This window comes from Aliiroseovarius marinus (genome assembly GCF_004360145.1).
Lineage (GTDB): Bacteria > Pseudomonadota > Alphaproteobacteria > Rhodobacterales > Rhodobacteraceae > Aliiroseovarius > Aliiroseovarius marinus.
Genome location: NZ_SAIT01000003.1, coordinates 39523 through 65276, shown reverse-complemented (window position 1 = coordinate 65276; position 25754 = coordinate 39523). Strand labels below are relative to the sequence as shown.

At 61.3% G+C, this 25754-nt stretch carries 24 protein-coding genes; 2 read left to right on the top strand and 22 right to left on the bottom strand.

The window, feature by feature from the left end; genetic code table 11:
- Positions 1-2: 2 nt before the first annotated feature.
- The 15 genes from recN to EOL43_RS09970 all read right to left on the bottom strand — a co-directional run bounded on the left by recN (position 3) and on the right by EOL43_RS09970 (position 17302).
- Positions 3-1655, bottom strand: coding sequence for a DNA repair protein RecN (gene recN, locus EOL43_RS10040; protein ID WP_133488127.1), 1653 nt, complete (start codon positions 1653-1655; stop codon positions 3-5).
- A 60-nt stretch (positions 1656-1715) separates the two neighbouring features.
- Complete coding sequence (locus EOL43_RS10035) at positions 1716-2624, bottom strand: outer membrane protein assembly factor BamD (protein WP_133488125.1); 909 nt, start codon at positions 2622-2624, stop codon at positions 1716-1718.
- Positions 2625-2833: 209 nt separating this feature from the next.
- A complete protein-coding gene (gene lpxC, locus EOL43_RS10030; RefSeq protein ID WP_133488123.1) occupies positions 2834-3754 on the bottom strand; it encodes a UDP-3-O-acyl-N-acetylglucosamine deacetylase in 921 nt (306 codons plus the stop codon).
- Positions 3755-4336: 582 nt separating this feature from the next.
- The gene (gene ftsZ, locus EOL43_RS10025) at positions 4337-5998 is read right to left on the bottom strand and encodes a cell division protein FtsZ (protein WP_133488121.1); all 1662 of its coding nucleotides are present in this window, start codon (positions 5996-5998) and stop codon (positions 4337-4339) included.
- Between the two features lie 230 nt (positions 5999-6228).
- On the bottom strand, positions 6229-7563 hold the full coding sequence (gene ftsA, locus EOL43_RS10020; protein ID WP_133488119.1) for a cell division protein FtsA: 1335 nt from the start codon (positions 7561-7563) through the stop codon (positions 6229-6231).
- Complete coding sequence (locus EOL43_RS10015) at positions 7560-8453, bottom strand: cell division protein FtsQ/DivIB (protein ID WP_133488117.1); 894 nt, start codon at positions 8451-8453, stop codon at positions 7560-7562. Before EOL43_RS10015 ends, ftsA begins: the two co-directional genes overlap by 4 nt.
- Positions 8450-9364, bottom strand: a complete 915-nt coding sequence (locus tag EOL43_RS10010; protein WP_133488115.1) for a D-alanine--D-alanine ligase — start codon at positions 9362-9364, stop codon at positions 8450-8452. Before EOL43_RS10010 ends, EOL43_RS10015 begins: the two co-directional genes overlap by 4 nt.
- Before the next feature lie 212 nt (positions 9365-9576).
- Positions 9577-10509, bottom strand: a complete 933-nt coding sequence (gene murB / locus EOL43_RS10005) for a UDP-N-acetylmuramate dehydrogenase (RefSeq protein ID WP_133488113.1) — start codon at positions 10507-10509, stop codon at positions 9577-9579.
- A gap of 3 nt (positions 10510-10512) precedes the next feature.
- Positions 10513-10752, bottom strand: a complete 240-nt coding sequence (locus tag EOL43_RS10000) for a DUF2484 family protein (protein WP_133488111.1) — start codon at positions 10750-10752, stop codon at positions 10513-10515.
- Positions 10749-10988: a DUF2484 family protein gene (locus EOL43_RS09995; RefSeq protein WP_133488109.1), complete on the bottom strand. Its 240-nt coding sequence runs from the start codon at positions 10986-10988 to the stop codon at positions 10749-10751. Before EOL43_RS09995 ends, EOL43_RS10000 begins: the two co-directional genes overlap by 4 nt.
- Positions 10985-12178 carry an APC family permease gene (locus EOL43_RS09990; protein WP_133488107.1) on the bottom strand — a complete coding sequence of 398 codons (1194 nt, stop codon included), beginning with the start codon at positions 12176-12178 and terminating at the stop codon, positions 10985-10987. Before EOL43_RS09990 ends, EOL43_RS09995 begins: the two co-directional genes overlap by 4 nt.
- A 337-nt stretch (positions 12179-12515) precedes the next feature.
- Entirely contained in the window at positions 12516-13913 is a 1398-nt protein-coding gene (gene murC / locus EOL43_RS09985) for a UDP-N-acetylmuramate--L-alanine ligase (RefSeq protein WP_133488105.1), read from the bottom strand.
- Between the two features lie 24 nt (positions 13914-13937).
- The gene (murG, locus tag EOL43_RS09980) at positions 13938-15035 is read right to left on the bottom strand and encodes an undecaprenyldiphospho-muramoylpentapeptide beta-N-acetylglucosaminyltransferase (protein WP_133488103.1); all 1098 of its coding nucleotides are present in this window, start codon (positions 15033-15035) and stop codon (positions 13938-13940) included.
- A complete protein-coding gene (gene ftsW, locus EOL43_RS09975) occupies positions 15032-16201 on the bottom strand; it encodes a putative lipid II flippase FtsW (RefSeq protein WP_133488101.1) in 1170 nt (389 codons plus the stop codon). The genes murG and ftsW overlap by 4 nt, the downstream gene beginning before the upstream one ends.
- Before the next feature lie 183 nt (positions 16202-16384).
- Positions 16385-17302: a DMT family transporter gene (locus EOL43_RS09970; RefSeq protein ID WP_133488099.1), complete on the bottom strand. Its 918-nt coding sequence runs from the start codon at positions 17300-17302 to the stop codon at positions 16385-16387.
- 112 nt (positions 17303-17414) lie between these two features.
- Here EOL43_RS09970 and EOL43_RS09965 point away from each other — a divergent pair, with 112 nt between their 5' ends.
- Both EOL43_RS09965 and EOL43_RS09960 read left to right on the top strand, forming a co-directional pair.
- Positions 17415-17672: a metal-sensing transcriptional repressor gene (locus EOL43_RS09965; protein ID WP_133488097.1), complete on the top strand. Its 258-nt coding sequence runs from the start codon at positions 17415-17417 to the stop codon at positions 17670-17672.
- A 7-nt stretch (positions 17673-17679) separates the two neighbouring features.
- Positions 17680-18999, top strand: a complete 1320-nt coding sequence (locus EOL43_RS09960; RefSeq protein ID WP_133488095.1) for an MFS transporter — start codon at positions 17680-17682, stop codon at positions 18997-18999.
- Between the two features lie 15 nt (positions 19000-19014).
- Here EOL43_RS09960 and EOL43_RS09955 read toward each other — a convergent pair whose 3' ends face one another.
- The 7 genes from EOL43_RS09955 to EOL43_RS09925 all read right to left on the bottom strand — a co-directional run bounded on the left by EOL43_RS09955 (position 19015) and on the right by EOL43_RS09925 (position 25666).
- A complete protein-coding gene (locus EOL43_RS09955; protein WP_133488093.1) occupies positions 19015-19578 on the bottom strand; it encodes a cobalamin biosynthesis protein CobQ in 564 nt (187 codons plus the stop codon).
- 101 nt (positions 19579-19679) lie between these two features.
- Positions 19680-21125: an NAD(P)(+) transhydrogenase (Re/Si-specific) subunit beta gene (locus EOL43_RS09950; RefSeq protein WP_133488091.1), complete on the bottom strand. Its 1446-nt coding sequence runs from the start codon at positions 21123-21125 to the stop codon at positions 19680-19682.
- A gap of 13 nt (positions 21126-21138) precedes the next feature.
- Positions 21139-22710, bottom strand: coding sequence for a Re/Si-specific NAD(P)(+) transhydrogenase subunit alpha (locus EOL43_RS09945; RefSeq protein WP_133488089.1), 1572 nt, complete (start codon positions 22708-22710; stop codon positions 21139-21141).
- 176 nt (positions 22711-22886) lie between these two features.
- Complete coding sequence (locus tag EOL43_RS09940; protein ID WP_133488087.1) at positions 22887-23345, bottom strand: methyltransferase family protein; 459 nt, start codon at positions 23343-23345, stop codon at positions 22887-22889.
- 94 nt (positions 23346-23439) lie between these two features.
- The gene (locus EOL43_RS09935; protein ID WP_133488085.1) at positions 23440-24351 is read right to left on the bottom strand and encodes a pirin family protein; all 912 of its coding nucleotides are present in this window, start codon (positions 24349-24351) and stop codon (positions 23440-23442) included.
- Positions 24352-24491: 140 nt separating this feature from the next.
- The gene (locus EOL43_RS09930) at positions 24492-25151 is read right to left on the bottom strand and encodes a TadE/TadG family type IV pilus assembly protein (protein WP_133488083.1); all 660 of its coding nucleotides are present in this window, start codon (positions 25149-25151) and stop codon (positions 24492-24494) included.
- A gap of 11 nt (positions 25152-25162) precedes the next feature.
- The gene (locus tag EOL43_RS09925; RefSeq protein ID WP_133488081.1) at positions 25163-25666 is read right to left on the bottom strand and encodes a TadE/TadG family type IV pilus assembly protein; all 504 of its coding nucleotides are present in this window, start codon (positions 25664-25666) and stop codon (positions 25163-25165) included.
- Positions 25667-25754: the final 88 nt, after the last annotated feature.

Genomic DNA, 25754 nt, shown 5'->3' with positions numbered 1-25754 from the left:
GATCAGCCCGCCAGAAGCTCTTTCGCGGCGGCCTTGGCGGCGTCGGTGATCGTATCGCCCGAGATCATCCGCGCGATCTCGTCCACGCGCTGATCTGATGACAAGGGCGATACGGTGGACAGAGTGACCCCATCCAACACCGCTTTGCTAACACGCCAATGATGCCCACCAAGGGCAGCGACTTGCGGGCTGTGGGTCACGACCAGCACCTGCCCGGCACTGGCGAGATCGGCCAGACGGCGGCCAACGGCATCTGCTGTCGCGCCACCGACCCCACGGTCAATCTCGTCAAAGATCATGGTCAGTCCCGTCGCATCGCGCGTCAGGCAGACCTTCAAAGCCAACAGGAAGCGGCTGAGTTCCCCACCCGAGGCGATTTTGTTCAACGGTCCCGAGGGCGCACCGGGGTTGGTGGCGACGGTGAAGGTGACCGCATCCACACCATCCGGGCCGGGCTCGGCTGGCGTGATGTCCGTCGTAAACACCGCACGCTCCATCTTGAGCGGCGCAAGTTCCGCCCCCATCGCCTGATCCAGCCGAGTGGCAGCGTCATGGCGCGCCGTAGACAGCGCTTGCGCCGCAGCATCATACCGCGCGCGGGCATCGGCTAAAGCCGCTTCAAGCCCCGCAATTTCGTCCGCGCCTGCGTCCAAAGCAGCCAACCGCCCGCGCAGATCTTCGGCAAACACGCCCAGCTCGTCAGGAGTTGTGTGGTGCTTGCGGGCCATCGCACGAATGGCGAACAGGCGCTCCTCCGCCTGCTCCAATTCGTGCGGATTGAAAGACAGGCTGTCCATCGCGGCTTCCACGCCCGACACGGCCTCGCCCAGTTCATCCAACGCACGGCTTAACGCGGCAATTGGGGCGTCCAACACGTCGCCTGCTTGCTCTGCCGCGCCTTCCAGCCAACGCAACGCATCGCCAAGCCGCGCCTCGGCCCCCTCGCCCACGCCAAGCGCCTGATGCGCACGCGAGATGTCTTCGCCGATCCGTTCGGCCCCTTGCATCAGACGGCGGCGCGCGTCCAGCTCGGCATCTTCTCCGGGCTGCGGGTCCAGAGTGTCCAACTCGTCCACCGCATGACGCAGAAACTCTTCCTCGGCCTTCGCAGCGTCAATCCGCGCCCGCGCCTCGTCCAACGCCTTCGACGCCTGAGCAACGCCTCGCCACGTAGTTTTCGTCGCGTCGACCGAGCCGCCCAGCCCGGCAAATTCGTCCAGCAATTGCCGGTGCACACGCGGGTTCAAAAGCCCCTTGTCGTCCTGCTGTCCGTGCAGTTCCACCAGCGTATCGGACAAGGCGCGCAGCACCTCGCCACTGGCACGGCGGTCATTCACCCACGCGGTCTTGCGCCCGTCCGAGCGGTTGATCCGGCGCAGCACAAGCTCGTCTTCTACGGGGATCCCAGCCTCGTCCAACACGGCACGGGCGGGATGTGCGTCAGGCAGGTCAAACACCGCGACAACCTCGCCCTGTTCGGCGCCTGCGCGGACCAAATCGGCGCGGCCGCGCCAGCCCAACACAAATCCCAGACTGTCTAGAAGGATGGATTTACCGGCCCCCGTTTCACCGGTCAGCACGTTCAGGCCCGGCTGGAACTCAAGCTCCAACCGGTCGATGATCAGCATATCCCGAATGTCCAGAGACCGTAGCATCCTAAGCCCCGTCAGCGCTTGGCCCAAAAGCCGTCAGGCGGGCCATGTGGCCCCACCCGATCAGAGCCATTCGCCCTTGATCATCTGGCGATAGACCTGACGCAGCCAGCTGTTGCCCTTGGCTTCCGGCTTCAACCCGCGACTGGTCAGCAGACGATAACTGTCTTCATACCAATCGGTCGATTGGAAGTTGTGACCCAAAATTGCGCCGGCCGTTTGGGCTTCGCTCTCCAGCCCCAGCGACAGATAGGCTTCGACCAAGCGGTGCAAGGCTTCGGCCACATGTGTGGTGGTCTGGAACTGCTCGACCACGACGCGGAAGCGGTTGATTGAGGCCGCATAGTGCTTGCGTTTCAGATAGTAGCGCCCGATCTCCATTTCCTTGGCCGCCAGATGGTCGAAGGCCAGGTCAAATTTCAAGATCGCGGATTTGGCGTATTCCGTGTCGGGGTACCGCTCGATCACGGTGCGCAAGGCCTGCAGCGCTTGATAGGTCAGACCCTGGTCGCGCCCGATCAGATCGATCTGGTCGTAATAGCTGATGGCCAGAATATACTGTGCATAGGCCGCGTCTTCGTCACCCGGATAGGTGTCGATATAGCGCTGTGCCGTCGAGCGGGCCAGTTCGTATTCCCGGTCTTTGTGATGCGAGAACGCCTGCATGATCAGCGCGCGCTTCGCCCATTCCGAATAGGGATAGAGGCGCTCGACCTCGCCAAACCATTTGGCTGCTTCGGACGGATCGCCCGCTTCAAGATCGTATTCACCGCGCTTGAAGATTTCTTCGGCGCTCCACTGATCGATCGGGCGTTTTTCGATGCGAGAGCCAAAAATGCCGCCGCCGGTCCCGTCGCCGCCGAATCCCAAGCTTCCGAATCCCAAGCTGCCCGAGCCACCGCCACAGCCTGTCAAAACCAAGCCGGATACCAGTGCAATACTAACGGATTTGCCCAATTTCACGCGGATCATAACCGGTGCTACCCCAACTGTTTTCTGTCGATAGAATAATTCCGACATCTTCCAGCGAGTCCTAGCACAGAAATTTTGTAGGCAAAATGGTTTGCACAGCAAAATTCAGCGATGTTGGAAGAGTTTATCTGAAAGCGACGGCTTTCCGCTGATGATCTATGACCACAGCCGTTGGCGTCGCCAGTTCGCGAGGTCACCAAGGGGGCCGATCAGGCCGTCATCGGCAGGTCGGAGCGGCACACGCCAACACCGGGCAGCTTGCGCGCATCCTGACCATAGCATTCCACCAGACGCCACGCGCCGGGGGTGTCGAACAGGGTGCGCAGCAGCTTGTTGGTCATGGCATGTCCGGCACGATGGCCGACATAGCGGGCGCGCAGCGGGGCGCCTGCAAGGGCCAGATCGCCCAGAGCATCCAGCATCTTGTGACGTACAGCTTCGTCGTCGCGGCGCAGACCACCGGGCGACAGAACCTGATCGCCATCGACAACGACCGCGTTCTCATAGGTGCCACCAAGGGCCAGTCCAGCCTTGTGCATCGCGTCTACATCCGCCTGACGGCAGAAGGTCCGGCAATCCGAAAGCTCACGCACGAAATTGCCGTTGGACATGTCCAAGCTCATCTCTTGCGTGCCGATGGCGGCGTCGGGAAATGAAATATGGAAGTCGATCTGGAACCCATCCGACGGCTCCAGCCGTGCCCAGGCCTCGCCATCGCGGTATTCCACAGGCTTCAGCACCTCGATCACACGCACCGGCGCCGCCAGTTCGCGCTGACCGGCCTTGATCAGCCCATCTACAAACCGGGCCGAGCTTCCGTCCATAATCGGCACTTCGGGGCCGTCGATCTCGATCAACGCGTTGTGGATACCACAGCCTGCGAGGGCCGCCATGATGTGCTCGATGGTGCGCACTTCAACGCCAGCCTCGTTCCGGATCACGGTGCATAGGGGCGACGGCACGCCCGAGGCCCAGTGGACCGAAATCAGGTTGTCCCGATCTTCCACGTCTGTGCGCTTGAACCAGATGCCATATTCAGCCGAGGCAGGTTGAACCTTCATGCGAACCGGGCGGCCGGAGTGCAATCCGGTACCATTGAAACTGACTGTGCTGGCTACAGTGGTCTGCACGTGACGCCTCTTTCGTTGCCTCGGTTCGGGTGCGGTGCCCTGCCCGTTTGTCTGGCGGCCCCGCGAAAGTGTTTTGGCGCATCCCTGATCAGGTGCCTCGTCTGGTTGGGTCGTCCGCCCCCGTGTGGAGTAATCACGGGGCCGGCCCAACCATTCTGCCCTGACCACCATTCTGGCGGTGCTTGGACAAGATCAAACCTCTCATTCGCGGCTTGTTGCGATCTTGCCCGGAACGGGTGCGCACCAGTCGCGTTGACTGGTGGCACTGTGGGTAATCCCCTGAGGGGTTAATCACAATTCAAACATCTGTAACGGTTTGTAACATGATCTGTAACCTGCGCGAAAAACCGCGCACACAGCGAAATCGCCCCACAAGATGATGATTTTAAAGTCATATTTCAGCCTCGAAACGCGCCACCATAGGGATCACGTCCCCCGCCAAACCCGGCGGTATTTCGCAAATGTAACATAAGTGAAGGTTAACAGGACGCCCGCACTCTGCCGTGTCCGCACCATCGGCACCAAAAAACCGCCGCGCATTGCTGCGCAGCGGTCTGTTTTTCCAAAGGTTTTACCCGGGTCTTAGTTGGCCTGACGGCGCAGGAACGCAGGGATCTCGACCTTGTCTTGCTCGGGATCAGCGGCGGGGGCCTGATGCTGAACCGGCTGTTCGCTTTGTACCGGAGGCTGCGAGCGGGCTGTGCCATCTGCAGCGCCCGAACCGGTCATGCGGTTGATCAGCGAGTTGATGCCAAAGCGGGCTTTTTCCTGCGGCGCGGCAGCGGGCTGTGCGGGCGCGGCCGGTTGGGCCGGTTGACCCGCGCGCGGCTGGTTCTGCACGGCAGCTTGCAAGCGCGCCATCGCCTCGGGCGATGGGGTGCCGGGTGCGGCCGGTTTGGGTGCCACGAACTGAGCCACAGCGGGTTCCTCGACAAAGCGGGGATCCACGGCCTCTTCTTCGCGCGGCTGATAGACCGGCGGTGGCACATCGCCACCAGCGGTTTCAGCTGGGAAGCTATTGTCGAACTCAGGTTCAGTCGGAGCAGCGGCTTCCGCCGGTTGTTCCATATCGCCGAAAAGCGACGGTTCAGCAGGAGCTTCTGCAACTTCTTCTGTCATCGGCGCGGGTGCTTCAGCTTGCACAGGCGCGGCGTCGATCTCGGCTGCGGCAGCAACAGCAGCGGGTGCTTCCGCTTCCATCTTCTGCTCAACTTCGATCGGCGACTGCAGCGGCTGGGCCAGCGTGCGACGCGGTACCGGGATGTCCAGCGGAACTTCCGAGGCATCGATGCCGGTGGCTACAACGGACACGCGCATGGCGCCATCCAGGCTGTCATCCAGCGTCGAACCAACGATGATGTTGGCCTCGGGATCGACTTCCTCGCGGATACGGTTTGCGGCTTCGTCCAGTTCGAACAGGGTCAGGTCGTAGCCACCGGTGATGTTGATCAACACACCTTTCGCGCCACGCAGGCTGATTTCGTCCAGAAGCGGGTTGGCGATGGCTTTCTCGGCCGCTTGAACCGCGCGATCTTCGCCGGTGCTTTCGCCGGTGCCCATCATCGCCTTGCCCATCTCGTCCATTACGGCACGCACGTCCGCGAAGTCGAGGTTGATCAGGCCGGGACGAACCATCAGGTCCGTTACACCCTTAACACCTTGATACAGAACGTCATCTGCCATCGAGAACGCCTCGGTGAAGGTCGTCTTCTCGTTCGCCAGACGGAACAGGTTCTGGTTCGGAATAATGATCAGCGTATCGACCATTTTCTGCAGGGCTTCGACACCGTCTTCCGCCTGCTTCATGCGCTTGGCGCCTTCGAACTGGAAGGGTTTGGTGACAACACCCACAGTCAGCACGCCCAGCTCACGGGCGGCCTGTGCGATGATCGGGGCTGCACCGGTGCCGGTGCCGCCGCCCATACCAGCGGTGATGAAGCACATATGTGCGCCCGCCAGATGGTCTACGATCTGTTCAATGCTTTCTTCCGCCGCGGCTGCGCCTACCGTGGCACGGGCACCTGCGCCCAGACCTTCGGTGACCTTCACACCCATCTGGATGCGGTCCGCTGCGCGCGAGTGCTGAAGCGCCTGCGCGTCGGTGTTTGCTACGACAAATTCTACGCCCTCGAGTTCTTTCTCGATCATGTTGTTGACGGCGTTGCCTCCAGCACCGCCTACGCCAAACACTGTGATACGAGGTTTCAACTCTTCCTGACCGGGCATGGTAAGGTTCAAAGTCATGGTTTTTCCGCCTGTATAGGTCTGCGCCGCTTCGATGTGCCCCGAAGGCGGCTGGTATGTTGTTATCCCGACTGAATCGTCGGTGACTGCCTCTTTTTTTCCATATTACCTCAAAACTGCAGGGTTCGTCACGCCCTAAAGGCGCGATTCACCGCAAAATATTGAGGAAATATGAAGGATTTAAGCAGGATTTCGCCGAAGACACAGCATGTTGCGGTGCGGCGCGAGACTCACCAATTGTCCTTGAACCACTTGAACGCCCGGCGGAAACTGCGCGCCGGATAGGTCTCGGCTGGCATTTCGAAATCCCACCATTCGTCCTGCGGGTGGGCTGCAAAGAGGCACAGCCCCACGGCCGAGGCAAAGCCCGGTCCGGTCGCCGCCTGCGGCAAGCCCTGCACCCGAAGCGGGCGTCCAAGGCGCACATTCTGACCCAGAATTTTCGGGGCTAAGCTGTCCAATCCCGGGATCTGACTGCCGCCGCCGGTCAACACGATGGACTGGCTTGGCAGATGGTCAAACCCGGCCGCATCAAGGCGCATCCGCACCTCTTCCAGAATTTCTTCGACGCGCGGACGCATGATGCCGATCAGCTCGGCCCGGCTGACGGTGCGGCGGTCATGTTCCCAGTCGCCGGTGTCGCCACCGATCTCGATCATTTCGCGATCATCCATGCCAGTGGCAATGACGCCGCCATAGAAGGATTTGATCCGCTCGGCGGTCGACAGGGGGACATGAAGCCCTTTTGAGATGTCCGAGGTCACATGATCCCCGCCCAGACGTACGCTGTCAGCATAAATCATGTGCTTTTTCATGAAGATAGAGATGCCAGTTGAACCACCACCTAAATCGATACAGGCCGCGCCAAGTTCCTGTTCATCCTCGACCAGCGCCGAAATCCCGGACACATAGGCCGAGCTTGCCAGCCCTGCGACCTCGAGATCACAGCGCTTGATACAATAGAGCAAGTTCTGAATGACCGCTGAATCGACGGTCAGCACATGCAAATCCACCGCCAGACGGTTGCCGATCTGCCCCCGCGGATCCGCAAGGCCCGAACGGTGATCAAGCGCAAAGTTCACCGGCTGCGCGTGCAGCACTTCGCGCCCGTCGCCAATGTCGGGCATGTCACAGGCCGCCAACACGCGGGCCACATCGTCTTCGGCTACGGCACGCCCATCAATGTCCACCGCCCCGTCCAGCCCATAACTGCGCGGGTTGGCGCCCGAGAAACAGGCAATCACATGGTCCACCCGCAGGTTGGCCATCTTCTGCGCCGCTTGCACGGCGGTACGAATGGCGCGCTCGGTCTCGGCCATGGCGTCGATTTCGCCAAAGCGCACCCCGCGCGAGCGGGTCGTCGCGGCGCCGATCACGCGAAAGGCGCTCTGCCCTGCCAAGGACCCTACCCCATCGCTATCACGGAACTGCTCGGGCCCATCAAAGCGCAGGACCAGACAGCCCACTTTTGCGCTGCCGATATCCAGAATGGCAATCACGCCGCGTTGCATGGCGGCTTCGCGCATGGCCCGCATGGCACGTTGCTGGCTGTAAATATCGGTCATTGGGAAACCTCTTCAATCTGAACCCCTTTCAGGCGGCGCAGCTCGTGCATGGCGGTGGCGCCAAGACGCAGCGTGGGGCGCTGGGGATTTCTCATATCAATTACGCTCAGGTCGCGGCCAAACAGGTCTTGCGCCTGGTGCAGGGCAATCACTTGCTCCAATGCGGCCACGGGGTTGTCAGACGGCAGCTGAATACGCTGGTCGCTTTTCAATACGACATCCCAGCGACGTTCGCCCACACGGATCAACCCGCGCAGCTCGCCGCGCAGGGGGGCAGCGGTATCCAGAATGGCGCGTGCTTCGGGCACGGCGTCGGCCGCGCCCTTCCCGGTGATCAACGGCAGATCAGACCGCGCCGCACGATCCAGCAGGCTTGCCACGCGATGACCGCTGGCGTCCAGCATGTCGATGACACCGCTATGGCGCCACAGGATGACCGGCTGGCGTTCGGTCAACGCCACTTCCAGCACGCCGCCCGGACGGATGCGCAGATCGGCATCCTCGATCACGTCCAGTTTCATGATCTCGGTCCGCATGCGGTCCAGATCCAGATCGAAGCTGGAAATCGGGAAGTCGATGGGCAGGATCTGACGCACCGCACTGTCGACAACGGGTGTCGCACCTTCAACGGCCATCAGCTTGACCATGAACTCGGGCCGCTCCTGCACCGAGCGCTTCACATTGGTCAGCTTCTCGCCGATTGCATCGCGGTTGGTCGGGTTGGACAGGTACCAACCCGTCGCCATCAGGATTGCAAAGACCGGCAGGCCCACACGCAGAAAGGCGCGGAAGACCGGGGTCAGCCACAGGCGATGGGCCTTATAGGCAAGGCGCGAGGGCGCCGGGTCGCGGCGCTGCGTGTCGGTCTTGTCCTGTTGGGGGGCGGTCATCGGTTGCACGATGCGTCCTCCACCATCCATTTGCAGAACTGGCCGAAGCTCATCCCCTGATGCGCGCCCTGTTCGGGCGCCAGAGAGGTCGGCGTCATGCCCGGCTGCGTGTTGGTTTCCAGAATGATCAGCCCGTCCAGACCGCGAGCTTCGTCCCAGCGGAAATCGGTGCGGCTGACACCGCGACAGCCCAAAGCGTCATGCGCGCGCAGAGCATAGTCGAGGCACGCAGCTTCAATGTCTGCGGGGATGTTGGCGGGGATTTCGTGGCGCGATCCGCCCTCGGCGTATTTCGCGTCGTAATCATACCAGCCATCTGTGATGATATCCGTCACGCCAAGCGCGCGGTCGCCCATCACAGTGGTCGTCAGCTCGCGCCCCGGCGCATAGGTTTCCACCATCACCGTGTCGGGCATGCTCTCGGCCAGCTTCGGCGGCGTATTCGCGCCCTCTTGCACGATGTAGATCCCGACCGAGCTGCCTTCGTTGTAAGGCTTCACCACATATGGCGGCTCCATCACGTGACGGATCTGCACCTCGTCCTTATCGGCCAGAACACTGGCCACAACGGGAAGACCGGCCGCGCGGAACGTGTCCTTGGCGCGCTCTTTATCCATCGCGAGCGAGGACGCCAACACGCCCGAATGGGTGTAAGGGATTTGCAGCCACTCCAAGAGGCCCTGTACACAGCCATCTTCGCCCCAACGGCCATGCAGCGCGTTGAAAACAACATCAGGCGCTTCGGCTTTCAGGCGCTCGGCCAGATCAGGGCCCGCGTCGATCTTCACGACGTCAAAGCCCTCGCCCGCCAGCGCTTTGGCGCATTCCTCGCCCGAGCTCAGCGATACCTCGCGCTCGGCCGATGGACCGCCCATCAAAACCACAACTTTGCTGACGGATGAACCCGACATGCCTGTAATGCCTCGTACCCGGCCGCACTGCGACCAAAATGCTCTGCCGTTTCCGGCGCCAATCCCGTGTGACCACGGTGTCTGTCATGAGGCGTACCGCCCCGAACCGAGATATCGCGCAGTTTTCTGCGTCTGTTTTTCGGTTTTCAGGGCCTGCCCGACCCCTCAATTTCCGGCCTTTTTGGCCGTCATTTCCGCGTGCTACGCCCGGTTTATTCTGCCGCCGGTTCGCCTACGCGCTTGATTTCCCATTGTAGCTCTATGCCACTGTGTTCGTAAACCTTTTTTCTGACCTCTTCACCCAGTCCTTCAAGGTCGGCAGCGGTGGCGTCGCCCGTGTTGGTCAGGAAATTCGAGTGCATCTGGTTCATCTGCGCCCCACCCCGCGTTGCGCCACGCATTCCGGCCTCGTCGATCACCTTCCAGGCCTTCAGCTCGTGGCTGTCATCGTTCCGTCCCGTCGAGCTAAAGCCTGCAGGATTGCGAAAGGTGGACCCGGCTGTGCGGTCCTTGGTGGGCTGCGTTTCGTCGCGCTTGGCCAGTTGGGCCTCCATCCGCGCGGCAAGTTCGTCGGGATCGCCGTTGGGGCCTTTCAGGACAGCTTTGGTCACAATCCAGCCGTCCGGCAACTCGCTTTGACGATATTGGAACTGTAGGTCATCGGCGGTCAGCGTCACCCGTTCCCCGTCCCGTGTGATGGCGGTTGCAGATTGAAAAACGTCAGCGATATAAGAGCCATAGCAGCCGGCATTCATGCGCACCGCGCCGCCAATTGCCCCCGGAATCGTGCGCAAGAAGGTCAGGTCCACGCCCTCGGCAGCCGCTTTCTTGGCGACTTGCGCGTCCAGAGCGGCCACACCCGCCGTCACCGTCTGGCCGTCGATTTCGACCCCGTTGAAGCCACGCCCCATACGGATCACCACGCCCCGGATGCCGCCATCCCGCACGATCAGGTTCGACCCGACCCCCATCGGAAAGACCGGGATCTCCGCGTCCAGTTCAGACAGGAAATGTGCCAGATCATCCTCGTCTGCGGGCATGAACAGCCAGTCGGCAGGACCACCCACGCGCAGCCATGTCAGCCCGGCGAGCTCTCTGCCGGCCATCAAGCTGCCGCGAATTTCGATTTCATCAGGACGGGCCATGTCTCACCTCTTTCGCAGCCAGCGGGTCAGGTAGATCACTGGCCAGCGCAGGATCGACATCGCGCCCAGCAAGACCACAAGCCCCACCCACGGGCCGTTCTCGTATATCACGTACCCCAATAGCGGAATGCCCACGGCGATCAAGACGTAAGCCACCCGCCAATGGTGATCCCTTGACGGTGTCAGCGCAATTACTTGCGCCACAACCGCCCACAGGCAGGCGAGGATCAGCGACAGCGTCATAGGCGTCCTGTCCATTTTCGGGCGAAGAACCACAGTGGGCGGCGAAACATCGACAGGAAAGCTGCCAGCCCGAGGACTGCCCAGATCCAGCCATGGGTGGCCCCAATCCAGAGAACCAGAAACGGCGCCGCAATCAGCAGGATGACCCCCGGCGGGAACTGCCTCCGCATCGGCAACAGCGCGACAATCGTCGCGGAAATGGCCCAAAGCGCGCCTGCGATCAAAGACGGGCTCAATGCGTGGCTCCGGTCAGGAAGGACGCGGCCAGCGCCGCTACGGCACCGATCAGGCCCAGCCACGGCACCCAGACGGCTGTACGGAACGGCGCGTCGGGCTTTTTGCGCTTCAAAGCAATCAGCGCGATGTTCACCACGGCGAACACGATCAACAACACGGTCGAGGTGACATTCGCCAGCTCGGACACCGGCAAGGCCAAGGCGGCCCCGATCACCCCTGCCCCCAGCAGCACCGTCGCCAAGGCGGGCGTGCCGAACCGGGGATGGGCGCGATAGAAGAATGACAACAGCTTTTCGCGCCGCCCGAGGCCGAACAACACGCGCGCGGCCATGACGATCTGCGCGAGCACACCGTTCAGCGCGGCGATCACGGCGATGCCGCCAAGCACGGCAGGAGAGGCCGCAAAACTGCTTTCCCAGACCAGCACCAAGGGCCGACCCGAGCTTGCCAGTGCATCCACCGGGACCGCACGGACAGCCGCGTAGGACACCAGCGCATAGAGCAAGGTCGTGATGACCAAGGCAATCAGAATGGCGCGGGGGACGGTGCGCGTGGGGTCTTTGGCCTCTTCCGCCATATTCACCATGTCCTCGAACCCAATGAAGGCGAAGAAGGCCAAAGCGGCGGCACCTGCGACACCGGGCCAATAGATCTCGGGCAGGTCAGTCAGCACGGCAACGGGCGGCGCGGTGAACCCGGCATAGACCACCGCAATCAGGCCCAGCACTTCGATCACCGTGAAGATCGCGGCTAAAGACAGGCTCTCCAACACGCCCACAAGCGCGACGAGAGTCAGGGCAACGCCGATGCCAATGATGGCCCATGCGCTTGGGATGTCGACCAAGGCGGTCAAATAGCCAACGCCGCCGCGCAACACCGCAGCCGCAGACACCGTGCCCGCCAGCACAATCGCCAAGCCGATCAACATCGCTAGAAGGTGGCTGTTCAGGCCTTTCTCGACATAGGCCGCCTCGCCCGAGGCTTCGGGAATACGCGAGCTGAGTTCCGCATAGCTGAGCGCTGACGGAGCCGCGATCAAACCCGCAAGAAGAAAGGCCAACGGCGCCCAGACCCCAGCCTCGGCGGCAACAGCGCCCACCAACACATAGATCCCCGCCCCGACCATGACGCCGACGCCATACATGGTCAGAAGACCAAGTCCGAGGTTTCGCTTTAGTGGGGCTGCCATATCTGCCTGCCTATTGTTGAGATCGCATGTTACGCCCCAGAATGCGCCAAAGCCAGATCAGAGAAACCACAACGACACAGATTCCAAAGGCGCGAAACGCATAGTCCAATACAAGGTGGAGGACGAAGGCCGGGCCTGCATCAATCCGCCCCCCTTCCAGATAGAAAACAAGGGAGTAGTGCGCGAACCATAGCCCAATGCACAAGACAACTGCGACCAACAGGGCCCAGACATAGCGCCCCCGCCACGCAAGAAATCCGCAGAGTGGAATCGCAGCCCACGGGGCGAGAATCAGCGGCCAAACGAGGATCTTGTAGACCGCCAGCATAGTTCCCGCTTACCCCAAGCGCGCCGGCAAGTTGTTCGCCCATGCGCTGATCGTACCAGCCCCAAGACAGACCACCATGTCGCCCGGTTGGGCATGCTCTTTCACCAGAGCCGTCAAGGCGTCTTCGCTTTCGACTGCCATCGCGTGACGGTGGCCGTGGCGGACAAGACCTGCGACCAGATCATCGCGCGAGGCGCCCTCGATCGGGTCTTCCCCGGCGGCGAAGACCTCGGCAATGCCAACGACGTCTGCTTCGTTGAAGCAGGCGCAGAATTCCTCGAACAGGTCATGCAGACGGGTGTAGCGGTGGGGTTGGTGGACGGCGATCACGCGGCCCTCGGTCGCCTGTCGGGCGGCTTTCAGGACCGCGGCGATTTCCACCGGGTGGTGGCCGTAATCGTCGATGATGGTGACGCCGTTCACCTCGCCCACTTTGGTGAAGCGACGGTTTACACCGCCAAAGCTGGCCAGCGCCGCGCGAATTTCGTCACGTTTCATGCCCAGATGACGCGAGACCGCCACCGCAGACAGCGCGTTCGAGACGTTGTGATCCCCCGGCATCGGCAGGGTGCAGCCTTCGATCTTGGTGCCTTCGTGGTTCAGCTCGATGTCGAAATGGGCAACGCCTGCCTTATAGGTCAGGTTCACGGCGCGCACGTCGGCCTGCGCGTTGAAACCATAGGTCACAACGCGGCGGTCGGTGACTTTGCCGACCAGCGCCTGCACTTCGGGGTGGTCGGTGCAGCAGACGGCCAGCCCGTAGAACGGGATATTCGAGACGAAATCGAGGAAGCCTTGGCGCAGCGTGTCAAAGTCGCCCCAGTGCTCCATATGCTCTGGGTCAATGTTGGTCACGATGGCAATCGTGGCGGGCAGACGGTTGAAGGTGCCGTCGCTTTCATCCGCCTCGACCACCATCCATTCGCCCTGCCCCATCCGCGCGTTGGATCCATAGGCATGGATGATACCGCCATTGATCACGGTCGGGTCGATATGGCCATGTACCAGCAGCTCGGCCACCATGGTTGTGGTGGTGGTTTTGCCATGCGTGCCCGCAACGGCGATGTTCGATTTCAGGCGCATCAGTTCGGCCAGCATCTCGGCCCGGCGCACAACGGGAAGTCCACGGGCGCGGGCGGTGTCCAGCTCCGGGTTGCCCGGTTTGATGGCCGACGAAATGACAACCACTTCGGCATTCTCAAGGTTTTCGGCGCGCTGACCGATGAAGATCTCGGCCCCGAGCCCCTTCAGGCGGTCGGTGATCTTGGTCTCTTTCAGGTCCGAGCCCTGCACCTGATAGCCATGGTTCAGCAGCACTTCGGCGATGCCGGACATGCCGATCCCGCCAATGCCCACAAAGTGGATCTTGCCCATTTCGGTGGGAAGCTTGGTGGCTGCTGCGTTCATCTATGTATCCTTCAGGTGTAGTTCTCAGGCCTGCGCGGCCAATTCTTCGACCAGCGCGACCAGCGCGTCCGTTGCGTCGGGGCGGCCATGGGCCAGCGCGGCACGGGCCATCTGTTCGGCCCCTTCCGAGTTCTCGAGCACCAGCGCGACCTGTTCCGCCAGGCTGTCCGGCGTCAGCATGCTTTCGGGCAGCAAGATCGCGGCGCCTGCATCCACCAATCCGCGCGCGTTGGCGGTTTGGTGATCATCCGTCGCAGTGGGCAGCGGGATCAGGATCGACGGGCGACCAATGACCGAGATATCCGCGACGGACGAGGCCCCGGCCCGGCTGATCACAAGCTGGGCTTCGGACATACGACGCGGAATATCGTTGAAAAAGCTTTGCACATCGGCGCGGATGCCGTGGTCTGCGTAGAACGCGCTCACCCGCTCCATGTCTTCCTCGCGCGCCTGATGGCTGACCGAGATATGGCGGCGCAGATGCTCCGGCAGGCTGGCCAGCGCGGCAGGCACATGATCGGACAGCGCACGTGCGCCTTGCGAGCCACCGATGACAAGGATCGACATGGGATAGTCGCCGGGCGCGATATAGCCCGCGCCCTGACGCGCCATGACGGCTCCGCGGACGGGGTTGCCAGTATAGACGCCCTCGACACCGTCCGGTAGATCGGTCGGCCATGTGCCACAGGCCACGCGGTTCACGCGGGTTGAGAAGATCGTATTTACCCGGCCAAGCACGCCGTTCTGTTCGTGGATCATACGCGGCAGGTTCAGAAGCTTCGCAGCCCCCAAGGCAGGAATGGTCGGATAGCCACCAAAGCCAACAACGGCTTTCGGACGGTCACGGCGCATCTTCATGACAGCACCCAACACGCCTGCCCCGATGCGGAACGGCACAACGGCCTTCGCCACGATGCCGCCACGCTGGAAGGTGGCGGACGAGACTTGCTCGATCTCGACCACATGAGGAAAGCCGCCCGTATAACGCGCGCCGCGTGCGTCGGTCGACAGCTTCACCCGCCAGCCTTTGCGCAGCATTGCTTCTGCCAGCGCTTGCGCGGGAAACATGTGGCCGCCGGTGCCTCCGGCAGCGATCACAAGAAGCGGTTGGTCTGTTGTCATCTGCCCTGCCTGTTTGCAAATACGTCCTGCATCCGGCCCTGCGGCCGCGTGCGGGTAAAGGCCAAAAGCATGCCAAGTGCAATACCCCCGGCGATCAATGACGAGCCGCCATAGCTGACAAATGGCAAGGTCATGCCTTTCGCAGGCAGAAGACGTACCGCGACGCCCATGTTGATCAGCGCCTGCACGCCGAACATGGCCGCAAGGCCCGAGCCCGCCAGACGGATGAAGGTGTTCCGTTCACGGATCAGACGCAGGAAGCTGCGAACCACGATGGTTGCGTAAAGCGCGATGATGATCAGGACCAGTAGCAGCCCATATTCCTCGGCCGCGACGGCGATGATGAAATCGGTGTGCGCGTCAGGTAGCGACCACTTCACCTGCCCTTCGCCTACGCCAACACCAAAGAAACCGCCCTCGCGGATGGCGTTGGTGGCATAGCCCAACTGGGTGGTCGGATCGACCTCGGGGTTCAGGAAGCCGTCGATACGGCGCGCGAAGTGTTGCGAGTTGTGATAGGCGAATGTGCCGCCCAGAACGACCAGACCGGCTGCACCGACCAGAAGCATAATGGGCGCACCCGCCAGAAAATACATCACACCCCAGCCAAACAGGATCAGCGCCGACTGGCCAAAGTCCGGCTGCATCGCCAGAAACAGTACAATCACCGTGACCAGCCCGGCAGACATCGCACGTCCGGGTGGGCCGTTGATCTCTTGGCTGGCGGCCATCAGCCATGCGGCGACAACCACGAAGCCCGGCTTCAGAAATTCAGACGGCTGGACCGAGGCAAAGCCCAGCGAATACCAGCGTGTTGCCCCTTTGCCGAAATCCGTGCCCAGAACCGGCAGCAGCATCACCGCGACCATCGCCACGATGAACCCAAGCACGCCCAGACGGCGCACCATTTTCGGGGTCATTAGTGTGAAGACGAACATGGTGATCAGGGCGGCCATGCCGAAGATCAGCTGGCGTTCGACATAGTGGAAATAGCCCAGCCCGTTGCGCTCGGCCAAGGGGGGCGAAGCCGCCAACCCAAGAAGAATGCCGATGCCGAAAAGGATCAAAATGCACGAGACCGACCACTTGTCGATCGTGCGCCACCAACGGGGAAGAATGGGGTCGCCGCTTTGTGCGGGGACCGCGCCATACACCATTTCAGTCATGAACTACCGCCTGCAATTTACCTGTACCGCTCGTTATATCCGGCCCGTCCCTTTGCGGGTTATTGGTGCCGAAGTCTGTGCCTTTGCCTGTGGCCCCGTCTTGTGCGAGGTCTTGCGGCAAGAGTAGGTCAGTTTCGCCAATAATTCCAGTGATTTTCCGCAGGCAGAACAGCCCATCGGCAATCACCCGCTTGGTGGCTGGGCCGCGCGGGATTTTGCACGGTCCTTGCCCAAACGCGCCTCGCGCCAGATGATCACCAACCCGGCGGAAATGACGATCCCCGCCCCGAGCAGGGTTTGCGCGGTCGGCAGATCTCCGAAGATGAGATAGCCGAAGGCCAGCGCAAAGATCATCGAGGAATAGTCGAACGGCGCAATCGTCGAGGCCTCGGCATGGGTATAGGCGGTGGTCAGCATCAGCTGCCCGACACCTCCGGCCAGCCCCGCCGCCAAAAGCAGCGCAAATTCCGGCCCGGTGGGCCAGACCCAGCCGAAGGGCAAGGTCAGCAACGACAGAACAATCGCCGTGAACGAGGCGTAGATCACCACGGTCGAGGGCGGGTCCACCCCCACTAGCTTACGCACAAGGATCTTGGCGACCGCAATGAAACAGGCCGCGGTTAAGGCCAGCATCGCCCCAAAGGCCCGCAGGTCATCTCCCGCGCCCCAGCCCTGAAGCTGCGGCCACATGACGATCAGCACGCCGAACAGACCTGCCAGCACCGCCCCGATCCGCACCGCGCGCACCTGCTCGCCCAACACGATCGCCGCCAAGATCACAGTAATGATCGGCGACGCATAAAGGATCGCTGTAATGTCCGGCAGCGACAGATAGGCCACAGCGGTAAAGTTCAGCCCCATCGCCATCACGCCCACCGTGCCCCGGCTGACATGGCCCCACAACTGCTGAGTGCGCAGCGCTGAATGCAAGCGCCCTTCGTATGCCAGCCACGCGGCGATCACCGGCAAGGCAAAGACCGAGCGAAAAAAGACGATCTCGCCGGGCGGAATGTGACCAGATGCGGCCTTGATCATGGCCTGCATGGACATGAAGAACGCTACCGATCCGAGCTTAAGGGCTATGCCGCGATTTTGGGTCATACCCTCGCATACGCGCTTGGATCGGCGGTGGAAAGGGAAACCATCGCGCGTGCGGGATCGCGGCGCGACACGTGCCCTTGCCTCATCCCCCCCGGGGGGATACGATGTTGGTATGGAACACGCACATACCCACGCCAGCCACCCGAAAATCTCGGCCCGCTTGAAACGCGCAGATGGACATCTGCGCTCGGTGATCGAGATGATCGACCAAGGCCGCCCCTGCGTCGAACTTGCCCAGCAATTACAAGCGGTTGAGAGCGCCATTCGCAACGCGAAACAGGCATTGATCCATGACCATCTGGATCATTGCTTGGGGGACGAGACCTCGGCTGCGGTGGCGGAATTGAAAGCGATCACCCGGTATTTGTGAGGCGCCGATGTTCGAGGTTCTTGGCAACCGCACCTACCGCAACCTGTTTCTGGCACAGGTCGTTGCCCTGATGGGCACGGGGCTGGCGACGGTCGCGCTTGGGCTTCTGGCCTACGATCTGGCCGGCGAAAACGCCGCGCTGGTTCTGGGCACGATTTTCACCATCAAAATGATCGCCTATGTGGGGTTGGCACCGATTGCCAGCGCCATGGCGGACCGGGTGAACCGGCGCGTTCTGTTGATCGTGCTGGATCTGATCCGCGCGTCCGTGGTGCTTTGCCTGCCGTTTGCGACGACGCTGTGGCAGGTCTATGGGCTGATCTTCGTGCTGCAAGCAGCCTCGGCCGCGTTCACGCCGACGTTTCAGGCCACCATCCCGGACGTTTTGCCGGATGAAGAGCAGTACACGAAAGCGCTGTCCCTGTCCCGACTGGCCTTTGATCTGGAGAACATCCTGTCGCCCACCGTCGCCGCGCTGATCCTGACCATTGCCAGCTACAGCAGCTTGTTTCTTGGCACCACGCTGGGCTTCCTGTTCTCGGCCCTGATGGTGATGTCCGTGCATCTGCCCGACCCGAAGCCTGCCGTCGCGCGGGGTTTCTATGACCGCACAACGCTGGGCATCCGCATCTATCTGGCGACACCGCGCCTGCGTGGGCTCTTGGGGCTGAACCTTGCGGTGTCGAGCGCAGGCGCGATGGTATTGGTGAATTCAGTCGTCTTGGTGCGCAGCCAATTGGGACTTCAGGAAAGTGCCCTGGCCTGGACGATGTTTGCCTTCGGGCTGGGCAGCATGCTGGCGGCCATTGCCCTGCCCCGCATTCTTCACGTCACGCCCGAACGCCCGCTGATGCTGGGGGGCGCTGGTCTGATGGCCGCCACCCTCATCGGCCTCGGCGCACTGGTCGCGGCCTCAGGGCTCAGCTGGCCCGCTCTGCTGATCGCATGGGCCGTGATCGGGCTGGGGTATTCGACCGTCCTGACGCCCTCAGGCCGCTTGCTGGCACGGTCGGCCCATGCCGAGGACCGCCCGGCGATCTTTGCCGCGCAGTTCGCGCTGTCTCATGCCTGCTGGCTGCTGGCCTACCCGCTGTCGGGGTGGCTTATGACCGCATTCGGGACCGTGCCAGCCCTGCTGAGCCTCGCCACGCTTGCCCTGATCGGGATCAGCACTGCCCTGCGCGTCTGGCCCGCCGACGACCCGATCGAGGTCGCCCATACCCATGACAACCTGCCCTTGGACCACCCGCATCTGAAAGGGCACCGGCGCCACACCCATGCGCTTGTGATTGACGACGCGCACCCGCAATGGGACTCGCATTTCTAAGCCCCGCCCTGCCTGTCAGAAATACAGAACCCAGCTGCGCAGGGTGTTCACCTCGAGCATCAAGAGGGCAAAGAAGGCCAGACGCCATCCCAAAGGTGCGTGTCTGCGCCACAAGACCACCACACAGACTAAGGTGACCAGCGCCAGAACGGGGCCAATCCACAGCGCGTGGTGCCCACTGTCCCAATAGCTGAACGGGCTTTCAAAGACCCAATCGCTGAGCGGCCAGAAATGCGCGCGCCCGTCATCGTGGTGCAGCAGAAAATCCGATCCGATATGCACCAGCCCCGACCCGGCAAAGGCCGTCAGCGCGCCCGAGGTCAGATAGAGGCCCAGCCCCAGCACCGCGCCCCAAAGAATGAAGGAATTGTCGACGGCAAAGATCCCTTGCCACGCATCCGAGAAGTAAAGTTGGTTGAAGATCACACTTTCTGGGATCTGCAGCACGACCATTGCCCAGAACACCAGAAGATAGAGCGACAGATCGGGCAGGACCCCGCCGCCGATTGCCGCCCACATGGTCTTGCGGTCGTGCCCGAAGGCGGCAGCGCCGACGATCAGATGTGCAGGCGTGTTCATCAGGATGTCCTACTGTTCGCCCGCCAACAGTGACAGGAAATCCCCCCGCACAAAAGCAAAACGCCCCCGGATCGGGGGCGCTTCACGTGATTTTGAGCGTCTTACTGGATCAGTGTCAGCAGCGTATCCAGCGACTGTTTGGCGTCGCCATAGAACATGCGCGTGTTCTCTTTGAAGAACAGCGGGTTCTCGATGCCCGAGTAACCGGCACCCTGACCACGTTTCGACACGAAGACCTGCTTGGCCTTCCAGCATTCCAGAACCGGCATGCCGGCGATGGGGCTGTTCGGGTCGTCTTGTGCAGCCGGGTTCACGATGTCGTTCGAGCCGATGACGATGGCAACATCCGTTTCCGGGAAGTCGTCGTTGATCTCGTCCATCTCCAGCACGATGTCGTACGGCACTTTGGCTTCCGCCAGCAGCACGTTCATGTGACCGGGCAGACGGCCTGCAACCGGGTGGATTGCGAAGCGGACGTTCTTGCCCTTGGCGCGCAGACGACGGGTCAGCTCGGCCACGTTCTGTTGGGCTTGCGCCACAGCCATACCGTAGCCGGGGATGATGACCACGCTATCGGCTTCCTCAAGCGAAGCAGCCACACCATCGGCGTCGATGGCGATCTGCTCGCCTTCGATTTCCATGGCAGGACCGTCCGAGCCGCCACCAAAGCCGCCCAGAATAACGCTGATGAACGAACGGTTCATCGCCTTACACATGATGTAGGACAGGATCGCACCCGACGAGCCAACCAGCGCGCCCACAACGATCAGAAGGTCGTTGCCCAGCGAGAAGCCAATGGCAGCCGCGGCCCAGCCCGAGTAGCTGTTCAGCATCGACACAACCACCGGCATGTCGGCGCCGCCGATGCCCATGATCAGGTGATAGCCGATGAACAGAGCGGCCACGGTCAGAATGATCAGCGGCAGGAAGGATGCGGTGTTCAGGTACCAAATCAGGCAGATGACCGAGAGCGCTGCCGCGCCAGCGTTCAGCATGTGACCGCCCGGCAGTTTTTCAGCCGACGAGGTCACTTTGCCCGACAGTTTGCCATAAGCGATCACCGAGCCGGTGAAGGTCACGGCACCGATCCAGACGCCCAGCGACAGTTCAACCAACAGGATGTTGATCTCGACAGCCGATTTCTTGGCAATCAGTTGACCGAAGCTGCCCAGCTCTTTCACGGCATCTTTGCCGATGGCCAAAGCTTCTGCGGCGTTGCCAATCTCAAAGTGGGCGTTGAAGCCGACGAACACAGCCGCCAGACCGACCAGTGCGTGCATGCCTGCCACCAGTTCCGGCATCTGGGTCATCTCGACCTTCGAAGCCAGCTGATAGCCAATGACACCGCCTGCAGCGATCAGCGGGATCGACAGCCACCACAGACCGGCGCCGGGGCCGATCAGGGTTGCGGCAACCGCCAGCGCCATGCCGACAATGCCATACCATACCGCGCGTTTCGCGCTTTCCTGTCCCGACAGACCGCCAAGGGAGAGGATGAACAGAACTGCTGCAACAACATATGCAGCCGTGGTGAAACCAAATTCCATGATCTCTACCCCCTTACGATTTCTGGAACATGGCGAGCATGCGCCGTGTTACAAGGAAGCCGCCGAAAATGTTGATCCCGGCCATAAAGACCGAGGCCGCGGCCAGCAGGATCACCAGGAACGAGCCCGATCCGATCTGCATGAGTGCACCCAGAATGATGATCGACGAAATGGCGTTGGTGACAGCCATCAGCGGTGTGTGCAGCGAGTGGCTTACGTTCCAGATCACCTGGAAGCCCACAAACACGGCCAGAACGAACACGATGAAGTGCTGCATGAAGCTGGCGGGCGCATAGAGGCCAGCCAGCAGCATCAACGCACCACCGACACCCAGCAGGGTCACCTGCTGCTTGGTCTGCGCTTTGAACGCTGCTGCTTCCTGAGCTTTGATTTCTTCCGGCGTCAGTTCCTTGACCTCTGCCTTCGGCTGGGCCGCGATGGCCTGCACTTTCGGCGGGGGCGGCGGGAAGGTGATCTCGCCCTGATGGGTCACAGTGGCACCACGGATCACGTCGTCTTCCATGTTGTGATTGACCACACCGTCTTTTTCCGGCGTCAGGTCAGCCATCATGTGACGGATGTTGTTGGCGTAAAGCGACGACGACTGAGCAGCCATGCGCGACGGGAAGTCGGTATAACCGATGATGGTCACGCCGTTGTCGGTCACGACCTTCTCGTCCATCACAGTGCCTTCAGCGTTACCGCCTTTTTCGGCCGCAAGGTCAACGATGACCGAACCCGGCTTCATCGCGTCGATCATGTCCTTCAGCCAAAGCTTCGGGGCTTCGCGGTTGGGGATCAGCGCGGTGGTGATGACGATGTCAACTTCGGGGGCCAGTTCGCGGAACTTGGCCAGCTGAGCTTCGCGGAACTCCGGCGAGGACACAGCGGCATACCCACCGGTGGCGGCACCATCCTGCTGTTCTTCTTCGAAGTCCAGATAGACGAACTCGGCGCCCATCGATTCAACCTGCTCGGCCACTTCCGGGCGCACGTCGAATGCGTACGTAATCGCGCCCAGCGAGGTCGAGGTGCCAATGGCGGCCAGACCAGCCACACCAGCACCGACAACCAGAACTTTGGCAGGCGGAACCTTACCAGCGGCGGTCACCTGACCGGTGAAGAAGCGGCCGAAGTTGTTACCGGCTTCGATCACGGCACGGTAGCCAGCGATGTTTGCCATCGAGGACAGAGCGTCCATTTTCTGCGCGCGCGAAATACGCGGCACCATTTCCATGGCGATCACGTTTGCGCCGGACTTCTTGGCTTTCTCAAGCCCGTCCTCGTTGCCGCCCGGATTGAAGAAGCTGATCAGCGTCTTGTCCGCACTCAGGCGCTTCAGCTCGGTATCGTTCGGCTGACGCACTTTCGCAATGATGTCTGCAGCCTTCCAAAGCGCGGCTGCGGTCTTTACGACCTCGACACCTGCTTCTTTATATACCGCATCCGAGAACCCGGCAGCTTCACCCGCCTTGGTTTCGATCACGCAGTCATAGCCCAGCTTTTGCAGCATCTTGGCGCTTTCCGGTGTCATTGCGACCCGGTTTTCGCCCTCAAATACTTCCTTGGGTACACCGATTTTCACAGTCTCTTCCTTCTCCCGTCGTGTGCCGAACGAGGGTCCATCCCTCGGCCCCGGCGGTTTCATGGCGCATTCTATACGCATCCGCTGCGCAAGAAGCTATCGTTTCAGCGATCATTGCGACAATTTTATTTCAATACGCGACAGCACGTCGCGGCGCAATGCCGCTTTGCAGCAATTTACAGCCAGCGACGTACCGTCGCGGACCAGTTTTTGAACTCATCGCCAAAGATGGCGGTCAGTCCTTCCTCTTCTCCTATGATGAAGCGGTTTGTGATGATTCTTGTGAAGATGGGCACCAGGATCAGCGCAGGCAGCACATCCCAGCGCAGGATCAGCCCGCCCAAAACCAGCGCATCGCCCAGATAGATCGGGTTGCGGGTCATGCGGTAGATGCCGTTTTGCAGAAAAGCCGTTGGGGTTTGTCGGGGGATGATTGTGGTGCGCGCACGCAGGAATTCCCATACGGCCAAACCCATTACCCCAAGCCCGACCGCAACCAGTCCGTTCCCCAGCCAGCGCGTCCAGCCCAGATCAAAGCCGAGCCCCGGAACAGCGCGATCCACCCCGAAGGCCGCAGCGGCCATCGCGATCAACCAGATCGGGGGGAGATCAACAAGGCGGAGCAGTCGGGACATGGAACCAGTAAAAAAGGGCAGCGTTCCTGCCCTTGTAACAATTCGTCAGATTTATGCAATGACCGACGCAATCAAAACTGATTGCGACATTGGTCTAATGCGCAGGCTTGATAAATGTCCCGTTGCGCAGGTCGCTCATAGCTTGGCGCAGCTCGTCCTTGGTGTTCATGACGATCGGTCCGTGCCATGCGACGGGTTCACGGATCGGCGCGCCCGCGACCAGAAGGAAGCGGATCCCCTCGGGCCCCGCCTGCACGCGCACCTCGTCGCCCGCGCCAAAGCGGATCACGGTGCGGTTGCCGGACAGATCGCGGATGTTGACCTCTTGGCCCATCACCTCTTTCTCAAGCAGAACGCCCTGAGGCGCAGCGGCGTCGGCAAACGCCCCTGCCCCTTCGAACACATAGGCAAAGGCCTGACGACGGGTATCGACCGGCAAGGTCTTGGTGACGCCCGCGGGCACGCTGACATCCAGGTAAAGCGGATCCGCCGCGATGCCATCGACCGGGCCAGAGCGACCCCAGAAATTGCCGACGATCACCCGCACCTTGGTGCCGTCATCTTCCTCGATCACCGGGATCTCGACTGAAGGCACATCCTGATAGTTCGGCGCCGTCATCTTCAGATCGCGCGGCAGGTTGGCCCACAGCTGGAACCCGTGCATCTGCCCCTTCGTGTTCGCGATGGGCATTTCCTGATGCATGATGCCAGACCCGGCGGTCATCCACTGAATGTCGCCCGCGCCCAAACGGCCCGTGTTTCCTAGGCTGTCCTCATGCTCGACCTCGCCAGCTAGAACATAGGTAATGGTCTCAATGCCGCGATGGGGGTGCCACGGGAAGCCCTTTTCGGACAGGCGCGGGTCGTCATTGCGGAAATCATCAAACAGCAGGAAGGGGTCATAGGCCTTGGGGTCGTGAAATCCAAAGGCGCGATGCAAATGCACCCCGGCCCCTTCCAGCGTGGGCGTGGATTGATCGGCAGAGAGAACTGGGCGAATGGACATGGGAACCTCGCTTCCTTGACTGTGTGTCTGTCTAGAAGCTAGAGGCCCGCGCCCGTCCGCACAACTTGCGCAGCTGAACAGCAATGCGTTCAGAAATGCACAGAGGCGCAGTCTATCTCTGCATTACTGCAGGACGAAGATCATGATGTCGGGCAATCGGATGCCACTTCTTTCCAGCATAGGAAATCGTATTCGCGGGGACTGGTGACCGTGACATGCGCAAACTCGGGTCGATAGATGCCAGTCCAGCGCCCGGCAAATGTGGGTCTGAACTGCGCGTAGGTTTCCACCACGATCAGGAACTCGCCTTTGTACATTTTCGGGATGTGATGAGCGAGCTTGTTTCGCATAGCTTCCCGGCTATAGGCGTTCTTGCCGTCTGTCGTATGCGAGTTGGCCAGAGTTGCATCGTTCTGGATATGCAGCTTCCGCGGGGTCTCGTCGTTGCACTTCGCGACGTCTTCACGACATTCAACCACGGTCACGCGCACCCAGCTGCTTTCGGAACTGCGGGTCATGTACTCAAACAGCTCATCCAGCCCATCCAGCATAGTCTGATCATAGGCCGGAATGCGGGACAGATAGTCGGCAACCGCATAGTTCGCCTTCAGTGCCATGCTTTGGTGCCGATAGCTTTCGAAATAGGCGTAGGTGGCCTGAAGCCCGAACAGGATAACCGGCAAGATGATGACGCTTTCAACCGTCACGGTCCCGGCTTCCTCGCGCGCGAAATCCGCGACCCGGCTGTACAACCGGCGCCATGTCCCCTGCCCCTTCGTGGTGTGGTCCAAACCCCTCATGCTGCTTCCCATCACGGTTCGTTCACATAAGTCGACACGGCAGATAGGGCGATTTCGCCATTTGCGTCGCGCGGCAAGCCCATCACAAGCGGCGTGGTGGCAAAGAACGGGAGCTTAAGCCAGCACACCCGCAGCAGCATCAGATCGCCGCCTCCGCCTCCACCAAAGGCCGGTAGCGGTTGCATCGGGTCACTCCGGTCAATGCAACTGATGCTGCCCGTCGGCATGCTCCACGTGGCCTGATCCACCAGGATCAACTCGACCATCAAATCGTCGGCACAACTGCCCGCAAGTAGCGTCTTCTCGCACACCTGCGCTTTGAACTGCGTGGTGTTCTGAGGACGGCTGATGCCCAGACGCATCTCGCGTACGGTCATATCCACCGCACGCTCCAGAAACACCGAACGCATTCCGTAATATGACAGCTCGAAAGACGTCAAAAACAGCGTCATGAACAATGGGAACCACAGGACGAACTCGACCGTCGAGCTTCCCGTCTCATCGCGCCACCACATCAAACCTGACGCGCGCGCCCTGATTGTGCTTCTACTCTGTGCCACTGCATGTGTCTCCACAATTGGATTACTCTGGGCGACCAACGAG